The 19,115-nt window shown below is 58.7% G+C and carries 16 protein-coding genes; 3 read left to right on the plus strand and 13 right to left on the minus strand.

The window, feature by feature from the left end:
* Positions 1–2 precede the first annotated feature (2 nt).
* Positions 3–593: a TetR/AcrR family transcriptional regulator gene (locus CCANI_RS07525; protein ID WP_146324806.1), complete on the plus strand. Its 591-nt coding sequence runs from the start codon at positions 3–5 to the stop codon at positions 591–593.
* A gap of 447 nt (positions 594–1,040) precedes the next feature.
* Here CCANI_RS07525 and metK read toward each other — a convergent pair whose 3' ends face one another.
* Positions 1,041–2,264 (minus strand): methionine adenosyltransferase, encoded by a 1,224-nt coding sequence (gene metK, locus CCANI_RS07530; protein ID WP_146324807.1) that lies wholly within the window; start codon positions 2,262–2,264, stop codon positions 1,041–1,043.
* 184 nt (positions 2,265–2,448) lie between these two features.
* The gene (locus CCANI_RS07535; protein WP_146324808.1) at positions 2,449–3,639 is read right to left on the minus strand and encodes an MFS transporter; all 1,191 of its coding nucleotides are present in this window, start codon (positions 3,637–3,639) and stop codon (positions 2,449–2,451) included.
* Between the two features lie 316 nt (positions 3,640–3,955).
* Between CCANI_RS07535 and CCANI_RS07540 the strand changes: the two genes are divergently transcribed.
* Entirely contained in the window at positions 3,956–5,581 is a 1,626-nt protein-coding gene (locus tag CCANI_RS07540; protein WP_290210782.1) for an IS1634 family transposase, read from the plus strand.
* Positions 5,582–5,913: 332 nt separating this feature from the next.
* On the opposite strand, the gene CCANI_RS07545 is transcribed toward CCANI_RS07540, so the two are convergent.
* From CCANI_RS07545 to pyrR, 11 genes are all read right to left on the minus strand, one after another.
* On the minus strand, positions 5,914–6,375 hold the full coding sequence (locus tag CCANI_RS07545; RefSeq protein ID WP_146324810.1) for an HAD-IA family hydrolase: 462 nt from the start codon (positions 6,373–6,375) through the stop codon (positions 5,914–5,916).
* 215 nt (positions 6,376–6,590) lie between these two features.
* Positions 6,591–7,805: a bifunctional phosphopantothenoylcysteine decarboxylase/phosphopantothenate--cysteine ligase CoaBC gene (gene coaBC, locus CCANI_RS07550; RefSeq protein WP_246118254.1), complete on the minus strand. Its 1,215-nt coding sequence runs from the start codon at positions 7,803–7,805 to the stop codon at positions 6,591–6,593.
* Between the two features lie 15 nt (positions 7,806–7,820).
* Positions 7,821–8,099 (minus strand): DNA-directed RNA polymerase subunit omega, encoded by a 279-nt coding sequence (rpoZ, locus tag CCANI_RS07555; protein WP_146324814.1) that lies wholly within the window; start codon positions 8,097–8,099, stop codon positions 7,821–7,823.
* 38 nt (positions 8,100–8,137) lie between these two features.
* Positions 8,138–8,710 carry a guanylate kinase gene (gmk, locus tag CCANI_RS07560; RefSeq protein WP_146324816.1) on the minus strand — a complete coding sequence of 191 codons (573 nt, stop codon included), beginning with the start codon at positions 8,708–8,710 and terminating at the stop codon, positions 8,138–8,140.
* A 3-nt stretch (positions 8,711–8,713) separates the two neighbouring features.
* On the minus strand, positions 8,714–9,040 hold the full coding sequence (mihF, locus tag CCANI_RS07565; RefSeq protein ID WP_027012248.1) for an integration host factor, actinobacterial type: 327 nt from the start codon (positions 9,038–9,040) through the stop codon (positions 8,714–8,716).
* A 187-nt stretch (positions 9,041–9,227) separates the two neighbouring features.
* Positions 9,228–10,052 carry an orotidine-5'-phosphate decarboxylase gene (pyrF, locus tag CCANI_RS07570; RefSeq protein ID WP_146324818.1) on the minus strand — a complete coding sequence of 275 codons (825 nt, stop codon included), beginning with the start codon at positions 10,050–10,052 and terminating at the stop codon, positions 9,228–9,230.
* Positions 10,049–13,381: a carbamoyl-phosphate synthase large subunit gene (gene carB / locus CCANI_RS07575; protein ID WP_146324820.1), complete on the minus strand. Its 3,333-nt coding sequence runs from the start codon at positions 13,379–13,381 to the stop codon at positions 10,049–10,051. The genes pyrF and carB overlap by 4 nt, the downstream gene beginning before the upstream one ends.
* A gap of 23 nt (positions 13,382–13,404) precedes the next feature.
* Positions 13,405–14,580 carry a glutamine-hydrolyzing carbamoyl-phosphate synthase small subunit gene (gene carA / locus CCANI_RS07580; protein ID WP_146324822.1) on the minus strand — a complete coding sequence of 392 codons (1,176 nt, stop codon included), beginning with the start codon at positions 14,578–14,580 and terminating at the stop codon, positions 13,405–13,407.
* The gene (locus CCANI_RS07585; protein ID WP_146324823.1) at positions 14,580–15,935 is read right to left on the minus strand and encodes a dihydroorotase; all 1,356 of its coding nucleotides are present in this window, start codon (positions 15,933–15,935) and stop codon (positions 14,580–14,582) included. Before CCANI_RS07585 ends, carA begins: the two co-directional genes overlap by 1 nt.
* Before the next feature lie 25 nt (positions 15,936–15,960).
* Positions 15,961–16,890 (minus strand): aspartate carbamoyltransferase catalytic subunit, encoded by a 930-nt coding sequence (locus tag CCANI_RS07590; protein ID WP_146324825.1) that lies wholly within the window; start codon positions 16,888–16,890, stop codon positions 15,961–15,963.
* Positions 16,891–16,900: 10 nt separating this feature from the next.
* Entirely contained in the window at positions 16,901–17,464 is a 564-nt protein-coding gene (pyrR, locus tag CCANI_RS07595; protein ID WP_146324827.1) for a bifunctional pyr operon transcriptional regulator/uracil phosphoribosyltransferase PyrR, read from the minus strand.
* Between the two features lie 221 nt (positions 17,465–17,685).
* Between pyrR and CCANI_RS07600 the strand changes: the two genes are divergently transcribed.
* The gene (locus tag CCANI_RS07600; RefSeq protein WP_246118255.1) at positions 17,686–19,113 is read left to right on the plus strand and encodes a TIGR01777 family oxidoreductase; all 1,428 of its coding nucleotides are present in this window, start codon (positions 17,686–17,688) and stop codon (positions 19,111–19,113) included.
* The last annotated feature ends 2 nt before the right edge of the window (positions 19,114–19,115 follow it).

The following is a 19,115-nucleotide window of genomic DNA, read 5'->3' on the forward strand; positions in this document are numbered from 1 at the left end:
CTATGGAGCCAGCACCGGAAAAGCTACTGCAAGCAGCCCGAACGGAGTTTCTGCGCAACGGTTACAAAAAGACCTCGGTGGCGGACATCGCGGCTGCTGCAGGGCTGGCGGTGGGCAGCGTATACAAGTACTACCCCTCAAAAAAGGAACTGTTCTTCGACATCTACTTTGCCGAAAACGCCGCGGTGAAAGACCAAGCCGCGCGAACCACGGATTGGGACCAGCCGCGGGAGGCAATGATGCACGTCATACACCACTTCGCCGCCGCAACGCAGGAAAACAAGATCCTGCAAGCCTGGGACGACCCCAAAATGGGCCCAGAGCTGCACGCCGAATCCCTCACCCGCTGCCAGGAATCCGACTTCAAAACCTTTCTCGCCGCGCAAGTGCCGCGCTGGCAAGAGGCCGGCCAAATCCCGCCAGAGTTTTCCTCCGAATTCCTCGAGGAACTCTTAGATACCATAAATCAGATCGAAATCTTTGTGGAGGCGCGGGTCGCCATCAAGCAGCTCATCTATGAAGCGCTCTTAGAAAAGGTGTTCCCTTTGGCGGGTGCAGGCGATCCCAGCGTTCGGCGATCCGAACAGCAATAATCGTAGACACCACGGCGACAACGCACACGGAAGCGAACATCCCGACGAGGTGCTTATTGTCCACCACCGCGATCAGAACGGCGAAGCCAATCACCGCGGTGGTCAACGAGACGGAAACCCACACGCCGCGCAGCACGCGGTCCCGCACTCTGCAAATAAAAAACGGCAAAACGAACGATAACGAAACTGCGGGCATGAGCAACAGGGGTGCCATGATCCTGGCTCCAATCGACGGCCGCGGGCATACGGCCACCACAAAACTCACCGCCCAAAGATGTGCCAGATTGTGTTCGATATTGCCCTAGCGCGCTCAGCACATGGCTAGGCGGAGTGACTTCGCTTGGGAAAGCACACTAGGTACCACTCCGCCCACGCTAGCAACATCACAGGCGAAACGCTATAAAACTTCCAAGATTCATAACAATCACCCGCCGATTGTGAGCCGTATTACAGCCCGGCGGCCGCGCGCAATTCGTCAACCCGGTCGGTGCGCTCCCACGGCAAATCCAAATCGGTGCGGCCGAAATGCCCATACGCGGCGGTCTGCGCGTAGATCGGACGACGCAGATCCAGTTCGCGAATAATCGCGGCCGGGCGCAGATCGAACACCTTAGCCACAGCGTCTTGGATTCGCTCATCGTTGAGACCAGCCGCGGCGGTACCAAAGGTTTCCACATACAGGCCCACCGGTTTCGCACGCCCGATCGCATATGCGACCTGGACTTCAACGCGCTCGGCCAGCCCCGCCGCCACCACGTTTTTGGCCACCCACCGCATCGCATAGGCCGCGGAGCGATCCACCTTGCTGGGGTCCTTGCCGGAGAAAGCGCCGCCGCCGTGGCGGGCCATGCCGCCGTAGGTGTCCACGATGATCTTGCGTCCCGTCAGGCCCGCATCCCCCATCGGACCGCCGAGGATAAAGGACCCGGAAGGGTTCACCAACAATTGCAGATCATCGCCGACAAATTGTTCGAGGCCCGCGTCCGCGATGACCCAATCGACAACGTGCTTGCGGAGTTGCTGCTCCAACCATTCCTGCGTCACATCTGGGTCATGCTGCGTGGAAATCACCACCGTGTTCAAGTGGCTGGGGCGATTATCCGCAGTATAAGCAAAGGTCACCTGCGTTTTCCCGTCCGGACGCAGGTGCGGAACGATGTTTTCCTTGCGCACTTGGGTCAGCCGACGCGCCAGCCGATGCGCCAGCGAGATCGGCAGCGGCATGTATTCCGGCGTTTCATTGGTGGCGTATCCGAACATAAGGCCTTGGTCGCCGGCGCCGTTGCGGTCATCTTCCTCCACTTTCGCGCCGGAGCGTACCTCATGCGAATTATCGACGCCCGCGCCAATTTCTCGGCTCTGTTCACCGATGGCCACCGTAACTCCGCACGTTGTACCGTCGAAACCCACCTCCGAGGAGGTAAACCCAATGTCGCGCAATTTATTTCGCACAAGCTGCGGGATTTCCACATAGCCTTCACAACGAACTTCACCCACAACGTGAACTAAACCGGTAGTCACCACAGTTTCAACGGCGACGCGGGAATACGGATCCACCTTGAGCATGGCATCCAAAATGGTGTCCGAAATGGCGTCGCAGATCTTATCCGGGTGGCCTTCGGTCACAGATTCGCTGGTGAAAAGGCGGTGCTGCGCCTCAGGTAAAACCATTACTAAACTTCCTTTGTGTTTTACGACGATGACGATGCGTCAGACATCATCAATCTAGACTAAGCGGTCTAAATAGGCAACAAAGCGCCTGAGCACAACAACGCCGCTTGCCCCTGCCAATGCTCGATCCGCCACTGATCAAGCGACCCCCACGCCTAGGCACAACGTCGCGGATTCGGTGATATCAATGTCTACGAACAATCGTCGTCGAATACATCAAAAGAATCGCCAACACACCCAACACCGCAAAAACCAAGCATAGCGAGCGTTCACCGAAATTCGACACGATAAACCCGAACGGCATAGCGCAAACTGATCCGCCAAGGGTTGCGGAAGAGACTAGGGCACTCGTGACTCTTGCGGTATCGACGTGCACCTTACCGGCAGCATACGAAAGCAGCCCCGGAAATATCACCGAAGACGATAACCCAATAATCAGAATCAAAACGTACAACCAAAACCTGTGCGTGATATTCAGCGACAATCCCAGCACAAAAACAAAAACAGTGAGCGCAACGCCGGAAACAAAAAGTAAAAAGCCCGTGCTAAAGCGCGAAAGTGCCAAATTTATCACCAACCGCCCAACCACAATGCCAACCCAAAAGAGCGATATTGCGATCTCTCCGATAGCATTACCACCACTGTGGGAGCCGAATGCCGGCAACCAGTTCACAAAATTGGTTTCGAAACCACCGTAGAATAAAGCAACAACCATCAGAGTAAAAAGCATTGACTTTTTAGTTTGCGATCGATCTGATTGATAGCGCGTCTTCAATCTGGGAACTTCGCTCACCGCTGAGTGGCCAGCCTCCCCAATGTCGCTGGAAATCCACAGTCCGAGGGCAACAATCGCAAGTATGCAAATACAAATCCCGTACAAATAAAACAAATCCGAAACGTCTGTTAGCGCAACAAAGAACGGAAACGTAAAAGCACCTAGGCCAAAAAACTTTTCTAGAATGAAAATCTGCTGCCTCCGACCCCGATCTGCCAAAACCGCAGCCGCAATGATGGTTTCCTGCATGCCAGCCATCAAGCCGAGCAGCAGGCTCGAACCTAGCAAAAGAACCATTGACCAGCTAGTTGCGCCAACACATATTGCAAGGCAATACATGCCGATCGAAATCGGAACGAACGCTCGAAGGTCGGCGAACTTTGCAAGAATTGGGGTAACCAAAACTCCAGACAAATAGGCTGCAAATTGCACGGTAAGCAGCACCGGCAGCGTTGATAAGCCTAAGAATTGAGAATCAGCAAACCTTACACCCCAGAAAACATGCGCGACCCCGATTAAGAAATAGACTATGGCTTCAGAACAAGTTCGCGCACTGAATCTGCCATAGATTTCTTGGAAATATCCGACGGGATTATTCACGCTATGACCTGTTTACGAATACGCCGTCAGCACTGACAATAATCTCACCTAGACTTTCAATAACCATATCCGGAACTTCCCCGAAAAAGGTTCTCGGATATGTGGTGGTCACCGCGATTGTCGTTGCTCTGGCCGCTTTTCCTGCGGTGATTCCAACTAACCTGACTTCCACAACTGTTTTGCGGATTTTTGGGTGGAATGTTTCTGACCTTGGGGTTTGTTGTTTTGGAAGTGCGTTTTGGGGGACTAGGTGCCTGGTTGGTGATAGCGTCATTGGGTGGCTTACATTAAGTATTCGCGGACTACCTCTGGTGGGGTGAGTGTTCAAGTTGTGCGCAAAGTCCGTGGCCGCACCGTTGTGTTGTCCCATGTGGGTACTGCTCATGATGATCTGACTTTGCATGCGTTAATTGACAAGGCAGAGGAATTTATGGGTTTAGACGCACAGATGAGTCTGGATATCGGCATTGATGTGCCAGTTCGTGCGCGTCCATCGATGGTGGATATCTCTAACTACCTGGAATCGGCCTCGGACAAGCAACTCGAGCTGTTAGTTGAACGCGGTGCTGATTCGACGGTTCTCCGCGATCCGCCCCGCGCTCAACGCGCGCCTGTGGCTGAGTCTAATTTTCCGGCCTCGCCACGGGTGATTTCATCTCCGGCCAGGTTGATCTGGGATGTGCTAGCCATGGTTTACCAACAGCTTGGCTTTGCCTCGTTACATGATGAAGCGTTTATGTCCACGGTGATAGCACGTGTGGTTAAACCCACCTCGAAGGCTCAGGTGCCTGAGGTTTTAGCGAGTATGGGCAGATGTGCGCCGCATGAAAACACCATCTACAACGCACTCAAGCGATGCCACGAACGCGACTATAAAAAGATAATTTCGGCCAAATGTCACGAGTATGTGCGCACCAATCATCAGGTAACCATGGTGCTGTACGACGTGACTACTTTGTATTTTGAAACCTCAAAAGAAGACGAGCTGCGTAAGATCGGGATGAGCAAAGAGCGTCGCGTTGATCCTCAAATCGTCGTGGGGTTGATTACTGATAATCTGGGATTTCCACTGCATGTGGACTTTTTTCATGGCAAGACTGCGGAAACCACCACGCTGATCCCGATGCTTGAGGCCTATCGCAATGCCCACGATTTGGAATCATTGACAGTAGTTGCTGATGCCGCGATGCTATCGGCAACTAATCTTGATGAGCTTGATGCTGCAGGGATTAACTACATCGTGGCCGACCGGCTAAAAAAAGCCCCTCACGCGGTGACTATCTCCGATGATGACATGGCGGCGTGGTCGAAGAAAACGGACACATACGAAATTGTCGAAACCACCAAAACTATGGGCAAAGCAGGCAATGCGGTCACTCGCCGAGTGGTAGTAGGTTTTAGTCCAAAGCGCTACAAGTACGACACGTTCACGCTACAAAAACAAAAAGAAAAAGCTCAAGCAACCGTCGCAGGCAAGGCAGCTACTCGGTTGCCACGGTTTGTATCAAGGAACAAAGACACGCTGAGGATCAACGAGAGTGCGTTCGATAAGGCGCTCGCTCTTGCCGGATGGAAAGGCTACGTTACCAACCTGGATAAAGACCAAGTCGCAGGTAGTGAGGTAATTAGTCTCTACCACGAGCTCCACCACATTGAAAACGCGTTCCGGATGGCGAAAACAGACTTGCAAGCCCGGCCAATTTTTCATCGCACTGAAGATGCCATCCAAGCGCATCTCACCATCGTGCTGGCTGCTTTAGCAATGTCAAAACACATTTACCTCACCTGCCAGATAACCACTCCGAAACTTGTCGCGACCCTCAGTCAGTACCGACACGCACTCGTCGAAACCGGCAAGCACCGATACGAAATCCCACCCCAGCTCACACCCGAAATCGAAGAAAAAATCAACCAGCTAAAAAACTTCAAACCGGGGGACTAGGGCAAATTGTGGAACTCAGGAGAACCATTGACCAGCTAGTTGCGCCAACACATATTGCAAGGCAATACATGCCGATCGAAATCGGAACGAACGCTCGAAGGTCGGCGAACTTTGCAAGAATTGGGGTAACCAAAACTCCAGACAAATAGGCTGCAAATTGCACGGTAAGCAGCACCGGCAGCGTTGATAAGCCTAAGAATTGAGAATCAGCAAACCTTACACCCCAGAAAACATGCGCGACCCCGATTAAGAAATAGACTATGGCTTCAGAACAAGTTCGCGCACTGAATCTGCCATAGATTTCTTGGAAATATCCGACGGGATTATTCACGCTATGACCTGTTTACGAATACGCCGTCAGCACTGACAATAATCTCACCTAGACTTTCAATAACCATATCCGGAACTTCCCCGAAAAAGGTTCTCGGATATGTGGTGGTCACCGCGATTGTCGTTGCTCTGGCCGCTTTTCCTGCGGTGATTCCAACTAACGTGTCTTCAATTACGATACAATCTTCAGGCGCAACCCCAAGCAAGTCCGCCGCGCGGGTATACGGCTCCTTGCTGGGTTTACCTTGAGTGCAATCGTCGCAGGTAATCATCACTTGAGGTCGACGAATGCCAGCCGCCAATAATCTAGCGACTGCCACCTCCCGTTGGCCTGAAGTTGCTATAGCCCACGGCACACCGTGGTTATCCAATTCACGCGTAATGCGCTGAGCGTGTCTATGTGCTGTGACTAAGTACGCATTTTGAAGCTCTAGGTCTTTAATTATTTCTTTTTCTTTGCGCACATCGAGCCGAGATCGCCTTCATCCAACACTCTCCCACCAGCTACTATGCTACCTAAAACGAAGCGAACTTATTGATGGGCTCCAAGAATATATATTCTAAACTATTCTGTCAAGGTGGTGAATCTGTTTTGAGATATTTCTCTCGGCGAAATTTCGCGCTGATTGAAAAGTGTTACAACCAGCAACGATCGCATCATTTTTCGCCGCGAAGCGCGCTAGCCGTGTACCGCCTCGATTGCGTCCCAGATTTGGGCGGCCACCTCGAACTTGGATCCCGCCCCGACCTCAAACACCTCGCCGTTGCGGGTAAGAATCCACCCCATATTCGTGGCCTGTCCGAACACTTTTCCGTTTCCGACTTCGTTGCACATCAGCACGTCGCAACCCTTGCGTTGCAGCTTAACCTTAGCGTGCTCCAGCGCGCTGCGTTCCGTATCCCCGGTTTCCGCAGCGAAGCCGACGATGGTTTGCCCGGGACGCCGGTCCGCGACGAGGCCCGCGAGAATATCGGGGTTTTCCACCAATTCCAAGCTCGAAAGCGCATCCGAATCGACGCCTTTCTTTAGCTTTACCGATGCGGGGTTTTTGGGCCGCATATCGGCGACCGCGGCCGCCATTACCACGATATCCGCATCCGCCGAGGCTTCCTCGATGGCTTCCTGCATTTGCACGGCGGAGCCGACGCGGATAATGCGGGCCCCGGGCGGCGTCGGCAAGTTATCGGTGGCGCCGGCGACGATTGTGACTTCCGCGCCGCGTTGCACGGCGACTTCCGCAAGCGCAAACCCTTGTCGACCAGATGATCGATTGCCGAGGTAACGCACCGGGTCGAGGTCCTCCTGCGTGCCGCCCGCACTGATCACCACGCGCAGCCCCTCCAGCGTGCGTGACAATTTCTGGCCTGCCAGCAACACCTGCGCCATTGCCGCGATTTGCTCCGGTTCCGGCAAGCGTCCCGGGCCGGTGTCCTTGCCCGTCAGACGTCCGTGCGCGGGCTCCAGCACCGCAATTCCCCTGCTCCGCAGCGTTTCGACGTTCGCGCGGGTCGCCGCGTGATGCCACATTTCGGTGTGCATTGCCGGAGCGAGCACAATCGGGCAGGTGGCCACGAGGCAGGTGGCGGTGAGCAAATCGTCCGCGCGGCCGATGACGAGGCGCGCCAAAAGGTCGGCGGTGGCTGGGGCGATCACCACAAGATCGGCCTGCTGGCCTAGGTTTACGTGCCGGACCTCATCGACGGCATCGAACACAGATGTGGAGACGGGATTGCCGGAAAGGGCCTCGAAGGTGGCGGCTCCAACGAACTTCAGCGCGGTGGGCGTCGGCACCACGTGCACGCGGTGTCCTTGTTCAGTAAACAGCCGCACGAGGTGGCATGCCTTATACGCGGCTATGCCGCCAGACACGCCAACGACAATGTTTTTACTCACGAGGGTCAGGGTGTCCTAGCCCTCGGTGTGGTCCAGCAGCCGTTCATTGATCTCGCCCAGGGCGATGGTCAACGGCTTTGCACGCTTCTGCGGATTGATCAGCGGACCAACGAATTCGAACACGCCTTCGTCTGCCTGCTGGTAGTAGCTATTAATCTGGCGGGCGCGCTTCGCGGCGAAAATCACCAGAGCGTACTTGGAGGAGACTTTATCCAAAAGCTCGTCAATGGGCGGTTCGGTAATGCCGACTGGGGCATCGAAAACGTCCTGGTTGTTGGCAGTCACGTGAGTCACTTGCACCTTTTCAACAGTGTCTACAATGATGAATAAATTTACGAACCGAGCAGGATCGCACGAAGCTCCGCAACCGCTTGATCCATATCGTCGTTGACCACAATGTGGTCGAACTCGTCTTGCGCCGCCAATTCACCACGGGCGGTTTCCAGCCGGCGGGCAATAACGTCTTCAGATTCGGTACCACGGCCGGTAAGCCGCTGCACCAAAACCTCCCATGAAGGAGGGGCCAAAAACACGGAATGTGCCTCCGGCATTTCGCGGACAACGTTGCGGGCACCAACGAGGTCAACCTCAACGAGAACGGGTCGCCCCACCGCTAGGGCCTCGCGAACAGGTCCGGCTGGGGTGCCAGAGCGCTGCAACCCGCCGTGGATATCAGCCCATTCGAGCATTTCTCCACGATCAATCTTATCCTGAAACTCCTCGGTAGAAACGAAGAAGTAATCACGACCTTCCACCTCGCCGGGACGGGGCTTACGGGTGGTCATGGAGACGCTGAAATACAGCCCCGGGATTTCATCGCGCAACCGCGCGACAACCGTGGATTTTCCCACGGCGGAAGGGCCAACCAACACTACGAGGCGGCCCAACGAACTGGCTGCAGACAATACTTAGTCCTCGTCGCTAAAGCCGAAACGCTCCAGCAAAGCGCGGCGCTGACGATCACCTAGGCCACGGAGACGACGAGTCTGGGCGATTTCCAGCTCATCCATAATCTCCTTAGCCTTCACTTTGCCTACCTTCGGCATCGCCTCAAGCAATGCCGACACCTTAGTCTTACCGATGATTTCGTCGGTTTGAGCCTGGGCCAATACCTCCTTGAGGTTGGTGCCACCGCGCTTGAGCTTTTCCTTCAGCTCTGCACGTGCCTTGCGGGCCTCAGCGGCCTTCGCGAGGGCTTCCTTGCGCTGCTCGTCGGTCAACTTGGGAAGGGCCACGGGGTTCCTCCGATTCAAATAAACGGTCAATGTTCTTTCGGTAATGTCTACCAGATTTCGGCGGCCTACAGAACACCTGCAGACAACCGAGCCGGGATCAGCATAGCACTATCTCGGAAAAGTCAAAGGTGGGCATGCCGAAATCCCACGTCATTGAGGTCCAGATTACCAACTTTTCTCCGAGAATCTACCTGGGAAAACCCGGAAAGCTCGCGGCTTGTTCGGCAACGGATTTCCGCAGGTCAGCCACATGTGGGCCCGCCAACAAAATCCCGCGAGACATATTTGGGAAGACCAAATGTTCGATGCCTTGAGCGAGTTCGCTCACATCTTGGGCGGTGGCGCCCTGCGCTCCAACCCCAGGCATCAAGACGGGTCCACGAAGATGTTTCAGCTCGGGCGTGTCGGCAAGCGTAGCACCAACGACGACACCAATATTGCCCACACCACTATGACGGGCATTATCGCGAGCTGCAAAATCCACTATCTGTTGGCTAAGCGTTGTCCCGTCAACGTTCGTACAGTCCTGCACGGCACGCCCCTCCGGGTTGGAGGTTGCGGCCAATACAAACACTCCTCTGCCGGTGCGCTCAGCAAGAGTTAACGCCGGCTCCAGCGCGCCATAGCCCAGGTATGGGGAAACTGTGAGCGCATCAGAAACCAACGGGGAATCATCAGACAACCAGGCCGCTGCATAGGCGGCCATCGTGGAGCCAATATCGCCGCGTTTGGCATCCGCCACCACCAAGGCACCCTGTGCGCGCAGCGCGGCTATCGTACGCTCCAGCACCGCAAAACCTGCGGAACCGAAAGCCTCATAAAAGGCCACCTGCGGTTTCACCAGCGCTACGGTATCCCCAAACGCCTCCACACAGGCCCGCGAAAACTCCTCCAGGCCCGCAACGTTGACGGGTAAACCCCATTGCTGCAACAGTGCTGGGTGCGGGTCTATGCCCACGCAGAGGCGGCTGCGGGAGGCCGCGGCGTCGAGAAGCGCTTCGCCGAACGTCATGAGTAATCCAACTCCTGCAACGGGCAGACGGTGAGTTCGCCGGCGCGCAACGCCTCAATGCCCTGCACGGCCGCCGTCACCCCCTGCACAGTGGTCACCAGCGGAATACCCATGGTCACGGCGGCCGCACGGATGTCGTAACCATCGTGGCGAGCGCCCGAAGAACCCGCAGGTGTGTTCAAGATAAGGTCGACCTCGCCATTGTGAATACGGTCGACAATGGAAACGCCTTCCCCTTCCGCCTTGACGTCCGATTGCTTCAGCACGGTTTCACATGCGACGCCGTTCCGGCGCAACATCCCAGCCGTGCCCGACGTGGCCAACATGGTAAAGCCCAGGGACGCCAAACGCTGGATGGGGAAGATCAAGGTGCGCTTATCGCGATTGGCCACGGAAACGAACACAGTTCCGCTCGTGGGCAACGCGCCAAACGCGCCCGCCTCCGCCTTTGCATAGGCCGCGCCGAAATTATCGGCCAGGCCCATGACCTCGCCCGTTGACTTCATTTCTGGGCTCAGCAGCGAATCCAACATGGTGCCGTCGGGACGGCGGAAACGATGGAACGGAAGTACGGCTTCCTTGACGGCAATCGGGGCGTCGAGAGGCAGCGAACCGCCGTCGTAATCGGTGGGAATCATGCCCTCCGCGCGCAACTCCGCCAACGTCGCGCCCAGCATAATGCGGGAAGCCGCCTTGGCCAGCGGAGTGCCTGTCGCCTTCGACACAAACGGCACGGTACGAGACGCACGCGGGTTCGCCTCGATCACATACAGAATGTCGTCCTTCAGTGCGAACTGCACGTTCATCAGGCCGCGCACACCGATACCATGTGCGAGCGCCTCAGTGGACCGGCGGACCTTTTCAATATCCCCCGCGCCGAGCGTCATCGGGGGCAGGGCGCAGGCCGAGTCGCCGGAGTGAATACCGGCCTCCTCGATGTGCTCCATCACGCCCGCCAAATACACCTCGGTGCCGTCGCAGAGGGCGTCCACGTCGATCTCGATGGCGTTGTCTAGGAAGCGGTCTACAAGCACCGGGTGATCGCTGGTGATCTCGGTTGCACGTTCGATGTAATCGCGGAGCGAAGACTGGTCATAGACGATCTCCATGCCGCGGCCGCCGAGCACATAGGAGGGGCGAACCAACACCGGGTAGCCGATGCGCTCCGCCACCTGACGGGCCTCATCAAAGCTGGTGGCGGTGCCGAACGCGGGGGCGGGCAACTGGGCGGCGCGCAACACCTCGCCGAACTCGCCGCGATCCTCCGCAAGGTTGATGGCCTCCGGGCTGGTGCCCACCACCGGAACGCCCGCATCGCGCAAACGTTCGGCGAGACCGAGGGGCGTTTGACCGCCCAATTGGACGATCACGCCGGCGACGGTGCCGGACTGGGATTCGGCGTGGTACACCTCCATAACGTCCTCGAAGGTGAGCGGCTCAAAGTACAGGCGATCGGCCGTATCGTAGTCCGTGGACACGGTCTCCGGGTTGCAGTTCACCATTACCGTTTCAAAGCCCACCCGGGACAATTCGAGGGCGGCGTGGACGCACGAATAATCGAACTCAATGCCCTGGCCGATGCGGTTCGGGCCGGAGCCGAGGATGATCACCTTTTCCTTTTCGGTCTGCGGGGTGACCTCCGACTCCGCCGCCGGATCCAGCTCGTAAGCCGAGTAGTGGTACGGCGTCTTGGCCTCAAACTCCGCCGCGCAAGTATCCACCGTTTTAAACACGGGGCGGATGCCCAACGACCAGCGCAGGCGGCGCACCCCGTCCTCGCCTGCGAACTCGGGGCGCAACACGGCGATCTGGCGGTCCGACAGGCCGAAGAACTTCGCGCGGCGCAGCAATTGCTCGCTGAGCACGGGGGCTTCGACGAGTTCGGCGCGGAACTCCACCAGCGCCTGCAGCTCGGCGAGGAACCACGGGTCGATGCCGGAAGCCTCGTACACGTCTTCGATGCTGGCGCCGAGGCGCAGGGCCAGCTCGGCATCGTACAAACGCCCCTCGGTCGGGCGGCGCAGATCCTCCAAAATGGCGGCAACGTCGGTGGCTTTATCGCCGGCAAAGGACTCGTCTGGGACGGTCCAGAAACCGGCCTGCTTGTTTTCCAGCGAGCGCAGCACCTTGCCCAGCGCCGCGATATAGTTGCGGCCGAGCGACATGGCCTCGCCCACGGATTTCATGGTGGTAGTGAGCGTATCGTCCGCGCCGGTGAACTTTTCAAACGCGAAGCGCGGCGCCTTCACCACCACATAATCGAGCGTAGGTTCGAAAGCGGCGGGGGTGACGCCCGTGATGTCATTGGTGATCTCGTCCAAGGTGTAGCCGATGGCCAGCTTCGCCGCGATCTTGGCGATCGGGAAGCCGGTGGCCTTGGAAGCCAACGCCGAAGACCGGGACACGCGCGGGTTCATTTCGATGGTGATAATGCGGCCATCGCGCGGATTAATGGCGAACTGGATATTGCAGCCGCCGGTATCCACGCCCACCTCGCGCAGAATCGCGATGCCCTGCGTGCGCAGCTTTTGGAACTCACGGTCGGTCAGCGTCATGGCCGGGGCGACGGTCACCGAGTCGCCGGTGTGCACGCCGAGGGCGTCCACGTTTTCGATGGAACACACGACGACGACGTTATCCTTGGCGTCGCGCATAAGCTCCAGCTCGAACTCTTTCCAGCCGAGGATCGACTCCTCGATCAGCACATTGGCCTCCGGGGATGCGGCCAGGCCACCACCGGCGATACGTTCGAGGTCTTCGTCGGTATAAGCAAGACCGGAACCCAACCCGCCCATGGTGAATGAAGGCCGCACCACCACCGGCAAGCCCAGCTCAGCGACGGTTTCGCGCACCTCCTCCATGTTGTGGCACACGCGAGAGCGGGCGGATTCGCCGCCGACGCGGGCGACAATATCTTTGAACTTCTGCCGATCTTCGCCGCGTTCGATCGCCTCGATATCCGCGCCGATCAGCTCCACGTTGTACTTTTTCAGGGAGCCGCGACGGTCCAGCGCGATCGCCGTATTCAACGCGGTTTGCCCGCCGAGGGTGGCCAGCACGGCGTCGATAGGATGCCCGGCCGCGATCTCCGCTTCAAAAATCTTTTCTATGTATTCCGGCTGGATCGGCTCCACATAAGTGTGGTCCGCAAACTCCGGGTCGGTCATGATCGTCGCCGGGTTCGAGTTAATCAGCGTGACCCGCATGCCCTCCTCTTTGAGGACCCGGCAGGCCTGCGTCCCGGAATAATCGAATTCGCAAGCTTGGCCGATCACAATAGGGCCGGAACCGATCACCAGGACATGTGAAATATCTGTGCGCTTGGGCATGGTGAATTACCTTTCCTGGTTTCCTAGTGTGCGGCCTTGCGGGCGGCCATAATCTCGATAAAACGATCGAACAACGGGTTCGCATCGTGGGGGCCTGCGGCGGCTTCCGGGTGGTACTGCACCGAATACGCGTTGCCGCTATCCAGCGCGACGCCTTCCACCACCTCATCGTTCAAACACACGTGCGTAACGCGTGCGGGCCCGAAATCGGTGGAAAATTGCTGCCCACGCTCCCCCTTCAGCGCGAAGCCGTGGTTTTGCGAGGTGATCTCCACCTTGCCTTTAGCCAGGTCCAGCACGGGCACGTTAATGCCGCGGTGTCCGAACTTCATTTTGTATGTTTCCAGGCCCAGCGCGCGGCCTAGGATTTGGTTGCCAAAGCAGATGCCAAAGAACGGGATATCCGCGGCGAGCACGTCACGCACCACGGCCACCATTTCATCCGCAGTGGCCGGGTCGCCGGGCCCGTTAGATACGAACACACCGTCGGGACGGTAGCCGACGATCTCCGCGTACGGGGTATTGGCGGGCACCACCACGCACCGCACCCCGCGCGCACTGAAATTGCGTATCGAATTTGTTTTCACACCCATGTCGTACGCGACCACCGTGTACTTCTCTTCGCCACTCGGCGGAACCTCGTACACACTATCGGTAGTCACCTCGCGCGCAAGGTCGGCGCCAGCCATGGCCGGTTGCGCCTGCACCTCAGCGAGCAGGTCCTCCAGGGGGCGCGCGGCGTCGGCACCCGAAAAAATACCCGCAGCCACCGAACCATGATTGCGCAGGTGCCGCACCAGGGCCCGCGTATCGACGCCGCGAATGCCGACGATGTCTTGCGCGACCATCTCCTCCGCCAATGTGCGCTTCGAACGCCAGTTGGATACGCGGTGGGCGAGGTCGCGGATAATCACGCCCGCCACCCAGATGCGATCGCCCCGGGATTCGCCATCTTCATCGTTCCAACCGGTATTGCCAATCTGCGGTGCCGTAAACGTCACCAGCTGGCGGTGGAAGGAGGGATCGGTCATGGTTTCCTGGTAGCCGGTCATCGCGGTGGTAAACACGGCCTCGCCGAGGCGGGTACCAACGGCACCGAACGCCTCGCCCTGGAACACGCGACCGTCAGCCAACACAAGGTACGCCGGCTGGTTGCTGGTGGAAGGAGTCACGGAGTCGCCTTTCAAACGGGTGTTCATTATTGTTGTGCCTCAGTTCGCGGCGCCGAGGCGGTGCCGTGCTCGCACGTGACGTGGCCGCGCAGCACGGTGTGCACGACCTTGGTGTGGAATTCCATCCCCTCGTACGGCGTGTTTTCGGATTTCGATGCCATCGCCTCGCCGGAGGCCACCCAGGTGCAATCCGGATCCACCACCGTCAGGTTGGCCGGCTCCCCCACCGCGATCGGACGCCCGTGCCCCGGCAAACGCACGATCTCGCACGGACGTTCGCTCATCACCTTGGCCACCCAGCGCCAATCGGCGAGCCCGGTGCGCACGAAAGTATCGGCGATAATTGCGAGCGAGGTTTCCAAGCCCAGCATCCCGGGGCGCGCATGTTCGAATTCGCAGCACTTTTCCTCGGAGCCGTGCGGGGCATGGTCGGTGGCCACGCAATCGATCACGCCATCGAGAAGCGCCTGGCGCAGCGCCACCGTGTCGTGCGTCTCCCGCAGCGGCGGGTTCACGCGGTTCACGCCGTCATAACTGTACAAACGTTCGTCCGTGAGGATGAGGTGGTGCGGGGTCACCTCCGCCGTCATCGGAATGCCACGCTCCTTGGCCCAGGTAACCAATTCCACGGAGCCGACGGTGGAGGCGTGGCAGATATGCACGCGCCCGCCGTAGTCGCGGGCCAGCAGCGCATCGCGCGCCACGATGGATTCCTCGGCGGCGCGCGGCCACCCACGCAACCCAAGGCGCGCGGCGTGTTCGCCTTCGTGTGCTACCGCGCCTTCGGTGAGCCGGGGTTCCTCACAGTGTTGCGCAAGCAGCACGTCCTGGCCGCGCGAATATTCGATCGCCCGGCGCATGATCTGCGGGTTATCCACGCACTTGCCGTCATCGGAAAACATGCGCACCTTAGCGGCAGATTGCGCCATCATGCCGAACTCCGTGAGCTCCTTGCCCGCCAGACCCTTGGTAATGGAACCGACCGGGTGCACATCGCACAAGCCGATGGCCTGGCCCTTGTACCACACGGATTCGGCGATCACCGGCTGGTCCAAAACCGGCTGGGTATTGGCCATGGTAAACACCGCCGTAAACCCGCCCTGAGCTGCGGCGGCGGACCCGGTGGCAATGGTTTCTGTGTCTTCGCGGCCGGGCTCGCGCAAGTGCACGTGGATGTCCACCAAACCGGGCAACAGCACGTTTCCGCCGCCGTCGAGCACGCGGTCTGCGGTGGTGTCGGCCGCGGCGTCGAGATCCGCGATCACGCCGTCTTGCACCAGTACGTTGACCGCCTCGCCTTCCCCGTAGGGGCGGACATTGCGGATTAATAGGGTGCCGGTTGCGGCCGGGCCGAGCGTACCGGTTTCGGGATATTCAATCATCTTTTCCCCTTGAAGTTTGCGGTAGTTACAGTGCGGGGGAACCGACACCGATAATCAGATTAAACAGCACAGCCATGCGAACATGGACGCCATTGGAGACCTGCTGCAGGATCGCGGTTTGCGGAGCGTCGGCCACGGCATCGTTGATTTCCATGCCGCGCAACATGGGCCCGGGGTGCATCACGATGGCGTGCTCAGGCAGGCTCGCCAGCCGCTGCTTGGACAGCCCGTACAGCGTCGCGTATTCCCGATGCGAGGGGAAGAACCCGCCCAACATACGTTCTTGTTGCACCCGCAGCATCATCACCACATCGGCGTCGCGGATTTCCTCGTCCATGGCGTACGTCGCTCGCACCGGCCACGTATCGACGCCCGTCGGGAGCAACGTCGGCGGCGCCACCAGCACCACCTCAGCACCCAAGGCGGACAACAAATCTACATTCGAACGGACCACGCGGGAATGCAGGCAATCCCCCACGATCACCACTTTGCGGTCGGTGATATTGCCAAGGCGCTGGCGCATCGTCACGGCGTCGAGAAGCGCCTGGGTGGGGTGCTGGTGGGAGCCGTCGCCGGCATTGATCACGCTGGGTCCGTCCAGCCAGCCGGCGACCTGCTGCGCCGCGCCCGAGGACGGGTGGCGCATCACGATCGCATCGGCACCGATTGCGTGCAAAGTAGCGGCGGTATCGCGCAGCGACTCGCCCTTTTTCACGCTCGAGGAGGAGGCGGAAATATTGATCACATCGGCGCTCATCCACTTCCCCGCCGTCTCAAATGAAGACCGGGTACGCGTGGAGTTTTCATAGAACAAAGTAAACACCGTGCGGCCGCGAAGCGTGGGGAGTTTTTTCACCTCCCGATCCAGCAATGCCTCGCGGAACCTATCTGCCTCATCCATGATGTGGAGGATCTCGTCTTTGCTTAAATCCGAGATCGAAAGCAAATGTTTCACAATAAGCTTCCTATTCGCTACGGGTAAGAGTCACTGCATCACGGCCATCAATTTCGGCGAAGGAAACCGCGATATCTTCGGCGCGGGAGGTGGGCAGGTTTTTACCCACATAATCGGCGCGAATTGGCAATTGCCGGTGCCCGCGATCCACAAACACCGCGAGTTGGATTTGCTCCGGGCGGCCGATATCGCGCAATGCATCGAGGGCGGCGCGGATGGTGCGGCCGGAATACAACACATCGTCCACAAGAATGACCGTGGCACCATCTATCCCGGAATCCGGGATCGTGGTTGGGCGCAATGCGCGCCGCGGGTGCGTGCGCAAATCATCGCGGTACAGCGTGATATCCAAAGCCCCTACGGGCACCTCAACCCCCGAGAATTCCTGAATCTTTGCGGCCAATCGTTTAGCCAATGGCACGCCGCCGGAGGGAATACCCAACAGCATGACGGTGCCGGCGTCGGCGGAATCCAACGCCGTTTTTTCAATAATTTGGTGCGCGATGCGTGCGACGGTTCGGCCCACATCGTCTGCACTCAGCAACTCCGTTGTGGCCAAATTGTCTTGCTCCATCGTGACCTCCTTCCCCGCCTCTCGGTGCGGTCCGTTAAAGGATGTCTCCCATTGTGTTAAGAACTGCGAACAACCTTATCATTGCCGCGTGCGGCATCGCTATACAGCTTGGTGCTACCGCGCACCGTCGGTTGCGCACTTCGAAATAGCCCGGGCGGCGGTCGCACACGTGGGGTTTTCCGCTACTTCGGCACGGCGACGGAACGCGCAAAGGTCTATGCTTGAGTGACATCGCAGCGCCAACCCCGGAGGGGACTATCGTCGTGAGTCACACCGCGCAACACTTCGTTCCACACGCCCCAGAGGTGGTTTGGGATTGGTTGTCCCGCCCCGGGGCCGTAGTTCGCCTCGCGCCCAAGTTTGTGCCCATGGTCCCGATCGAAGAGCCCAAGCGCCTCGCCGACGGCACCACCGTGTTTTCGCTGCCCGCCGGCCTGCGCTGGGTGTCCCGCTACAACCTGGTGGACTATGTGCCCGGCCAGCGCGCCACCAGCCTGTGCATCAAGGCCCCGCTCAAGGCGCTGTCGAATTGGCGGCACACGCACACCCTCACCCCGCAGGGCGATGGCACGCTGATTACGGAAGAAGTGCACACGAATATGCCCACCTCTTCCGTGGAGGCGATGCTGGCGTACCGGCAACACCAGCTGGTTTCGGACCTCGCCACCTTGCAAGCCCTCGGCCCGCTGAACGCCAAGCCCAAGGTCATCGCGATGACCGGCACGCACGGCCTAGTGGGCCGCTCGCTGCGGGCGCTGCTGACCACCTCCGGGCATCGCGTGATTTCGCTGGTTCGGGATTTGGAGGAGCCCTCCACCACGCCTGGGGCGATCAATCGCACCGCCGAGGACCAGCGCCTGTGGGATCCGGTTTCCCCCGCCCTAGACCTGCTGGAAGGCGTGGATTGCCTGGTGCATTTGGCGGGCGAACCGCTCGTCGGCAGGTTTCATGAGGAGCACCGACGCGCTATTCGCGCATCCCGCGTGGGGCCGACAGCTGCGCTGGCACGCCGGGCGGCCGCGTCGTCGACATGCACGGTAATGGTGTGCGCCTCGGCGATCGGCTACTACGGGCATGAACACTCGGACACGCCGGTGGACGAAACAGCGCCCAAGGGGGAAGGTTTCCTCGCGGACGTCACCGCCGATTGGGAGGACGCCTGCTCGCCCGCCGTGGATGCCGGAGTGCGGGTGGTCAGCGTGCGCACCGGGGTGACGTTAAGTAGTTGGGGCGGCATCCTTCCAATCGTGCGCACCTTGTTCTCGACGGGCTTAGGTGGGCATGTTGGCTCGGGTGAGCACAGATTGTCATGGATTTCTTTGGACGATTTAACGGATATTTATCGTCTCGCAATTTTGGACGAATCCTTGGTCGGTCCGATCAACGCCGTGGCGCCAAGCCCGATCACGCATCGAGATTTCTCGCGGGAGCTCGGATCGCAGATGGGACGGCCTTCTATCATTCCAATTCCCAGTTTCGGGCCGCGGCTCTTGCTTGGTTCTCAGGGCGCTCAAGAGTTGGTTTTAGCTGATCACAATGTGTGCTCATCCGTACTTACGAGCGAATTCCGGCACCCGACTATCGATAGTGCGCTGGCCCACGAGTTGGGTGGCGAAGGCTTCCGAGATGCGTCGGACACGATAGGCTAAAC

It is taken from the genome of Corynebacterium canis (genome assembly GCF_030408595.1).
Lineage (GTDB): Bacteria > Actinomycetota > Actinomycetes > Mycobacteriales > Mycobacteriaceae > Corynebacterium > Corynebacterium canis.

Excerpts from the sequence above, each read along its gene's own strand:
- CCANI_RS07525 (WP_146324806.1), top strand. The coding sequence starts at position 3 with ATGGAGCCAGCACCGGAAAAGCTACTGCAAGCAGCCCGAACGGAGTTT.
- metK (WP_146324807.1), bottom strand. The coding sequence starts at position 2,264 with ATGGTTTTACCTGAGGCGCAGCACCGCCTTTTCACCAGCGAATCTGTG.
- pyrF (WP_146324818.1), bottom strand. The coding sequence starts at position 10,052 with ATGACGTTCGGCGAAGCGCTTCTCGACGCCGCGGCCTCCCGCAGCCGC.
- carB (WP_146324820.1), bottom strand. The coding sequence starts at position 13,381 with ATGCCCAAGCGCACAGATATTTCACATGTCCTGGTGATCGGTTCCGGC.
- carA (WP_146324822.1), bottom strand. The coding sequence starts at position 14,580 with ATGAACACCCGTTTGAAAGGCGACTCCGTGACTCCTTCCACCAGCAAC.
- CCANI_RS07585 (WP_146324823.1), bottom strand. The coding sequence starts at position 15,935 with ATGATTGAATATCCCGAAACCGGTACGCTCGGCCCGGCCGCAACCGGC.
- pyrR (WP_146324827.1), bottom strand. The coding sequence starts at position 17,464 with ATGGAGCAAGACAATTTGGCCACAACGGAGTTGCTGAGTGCAGACGAT.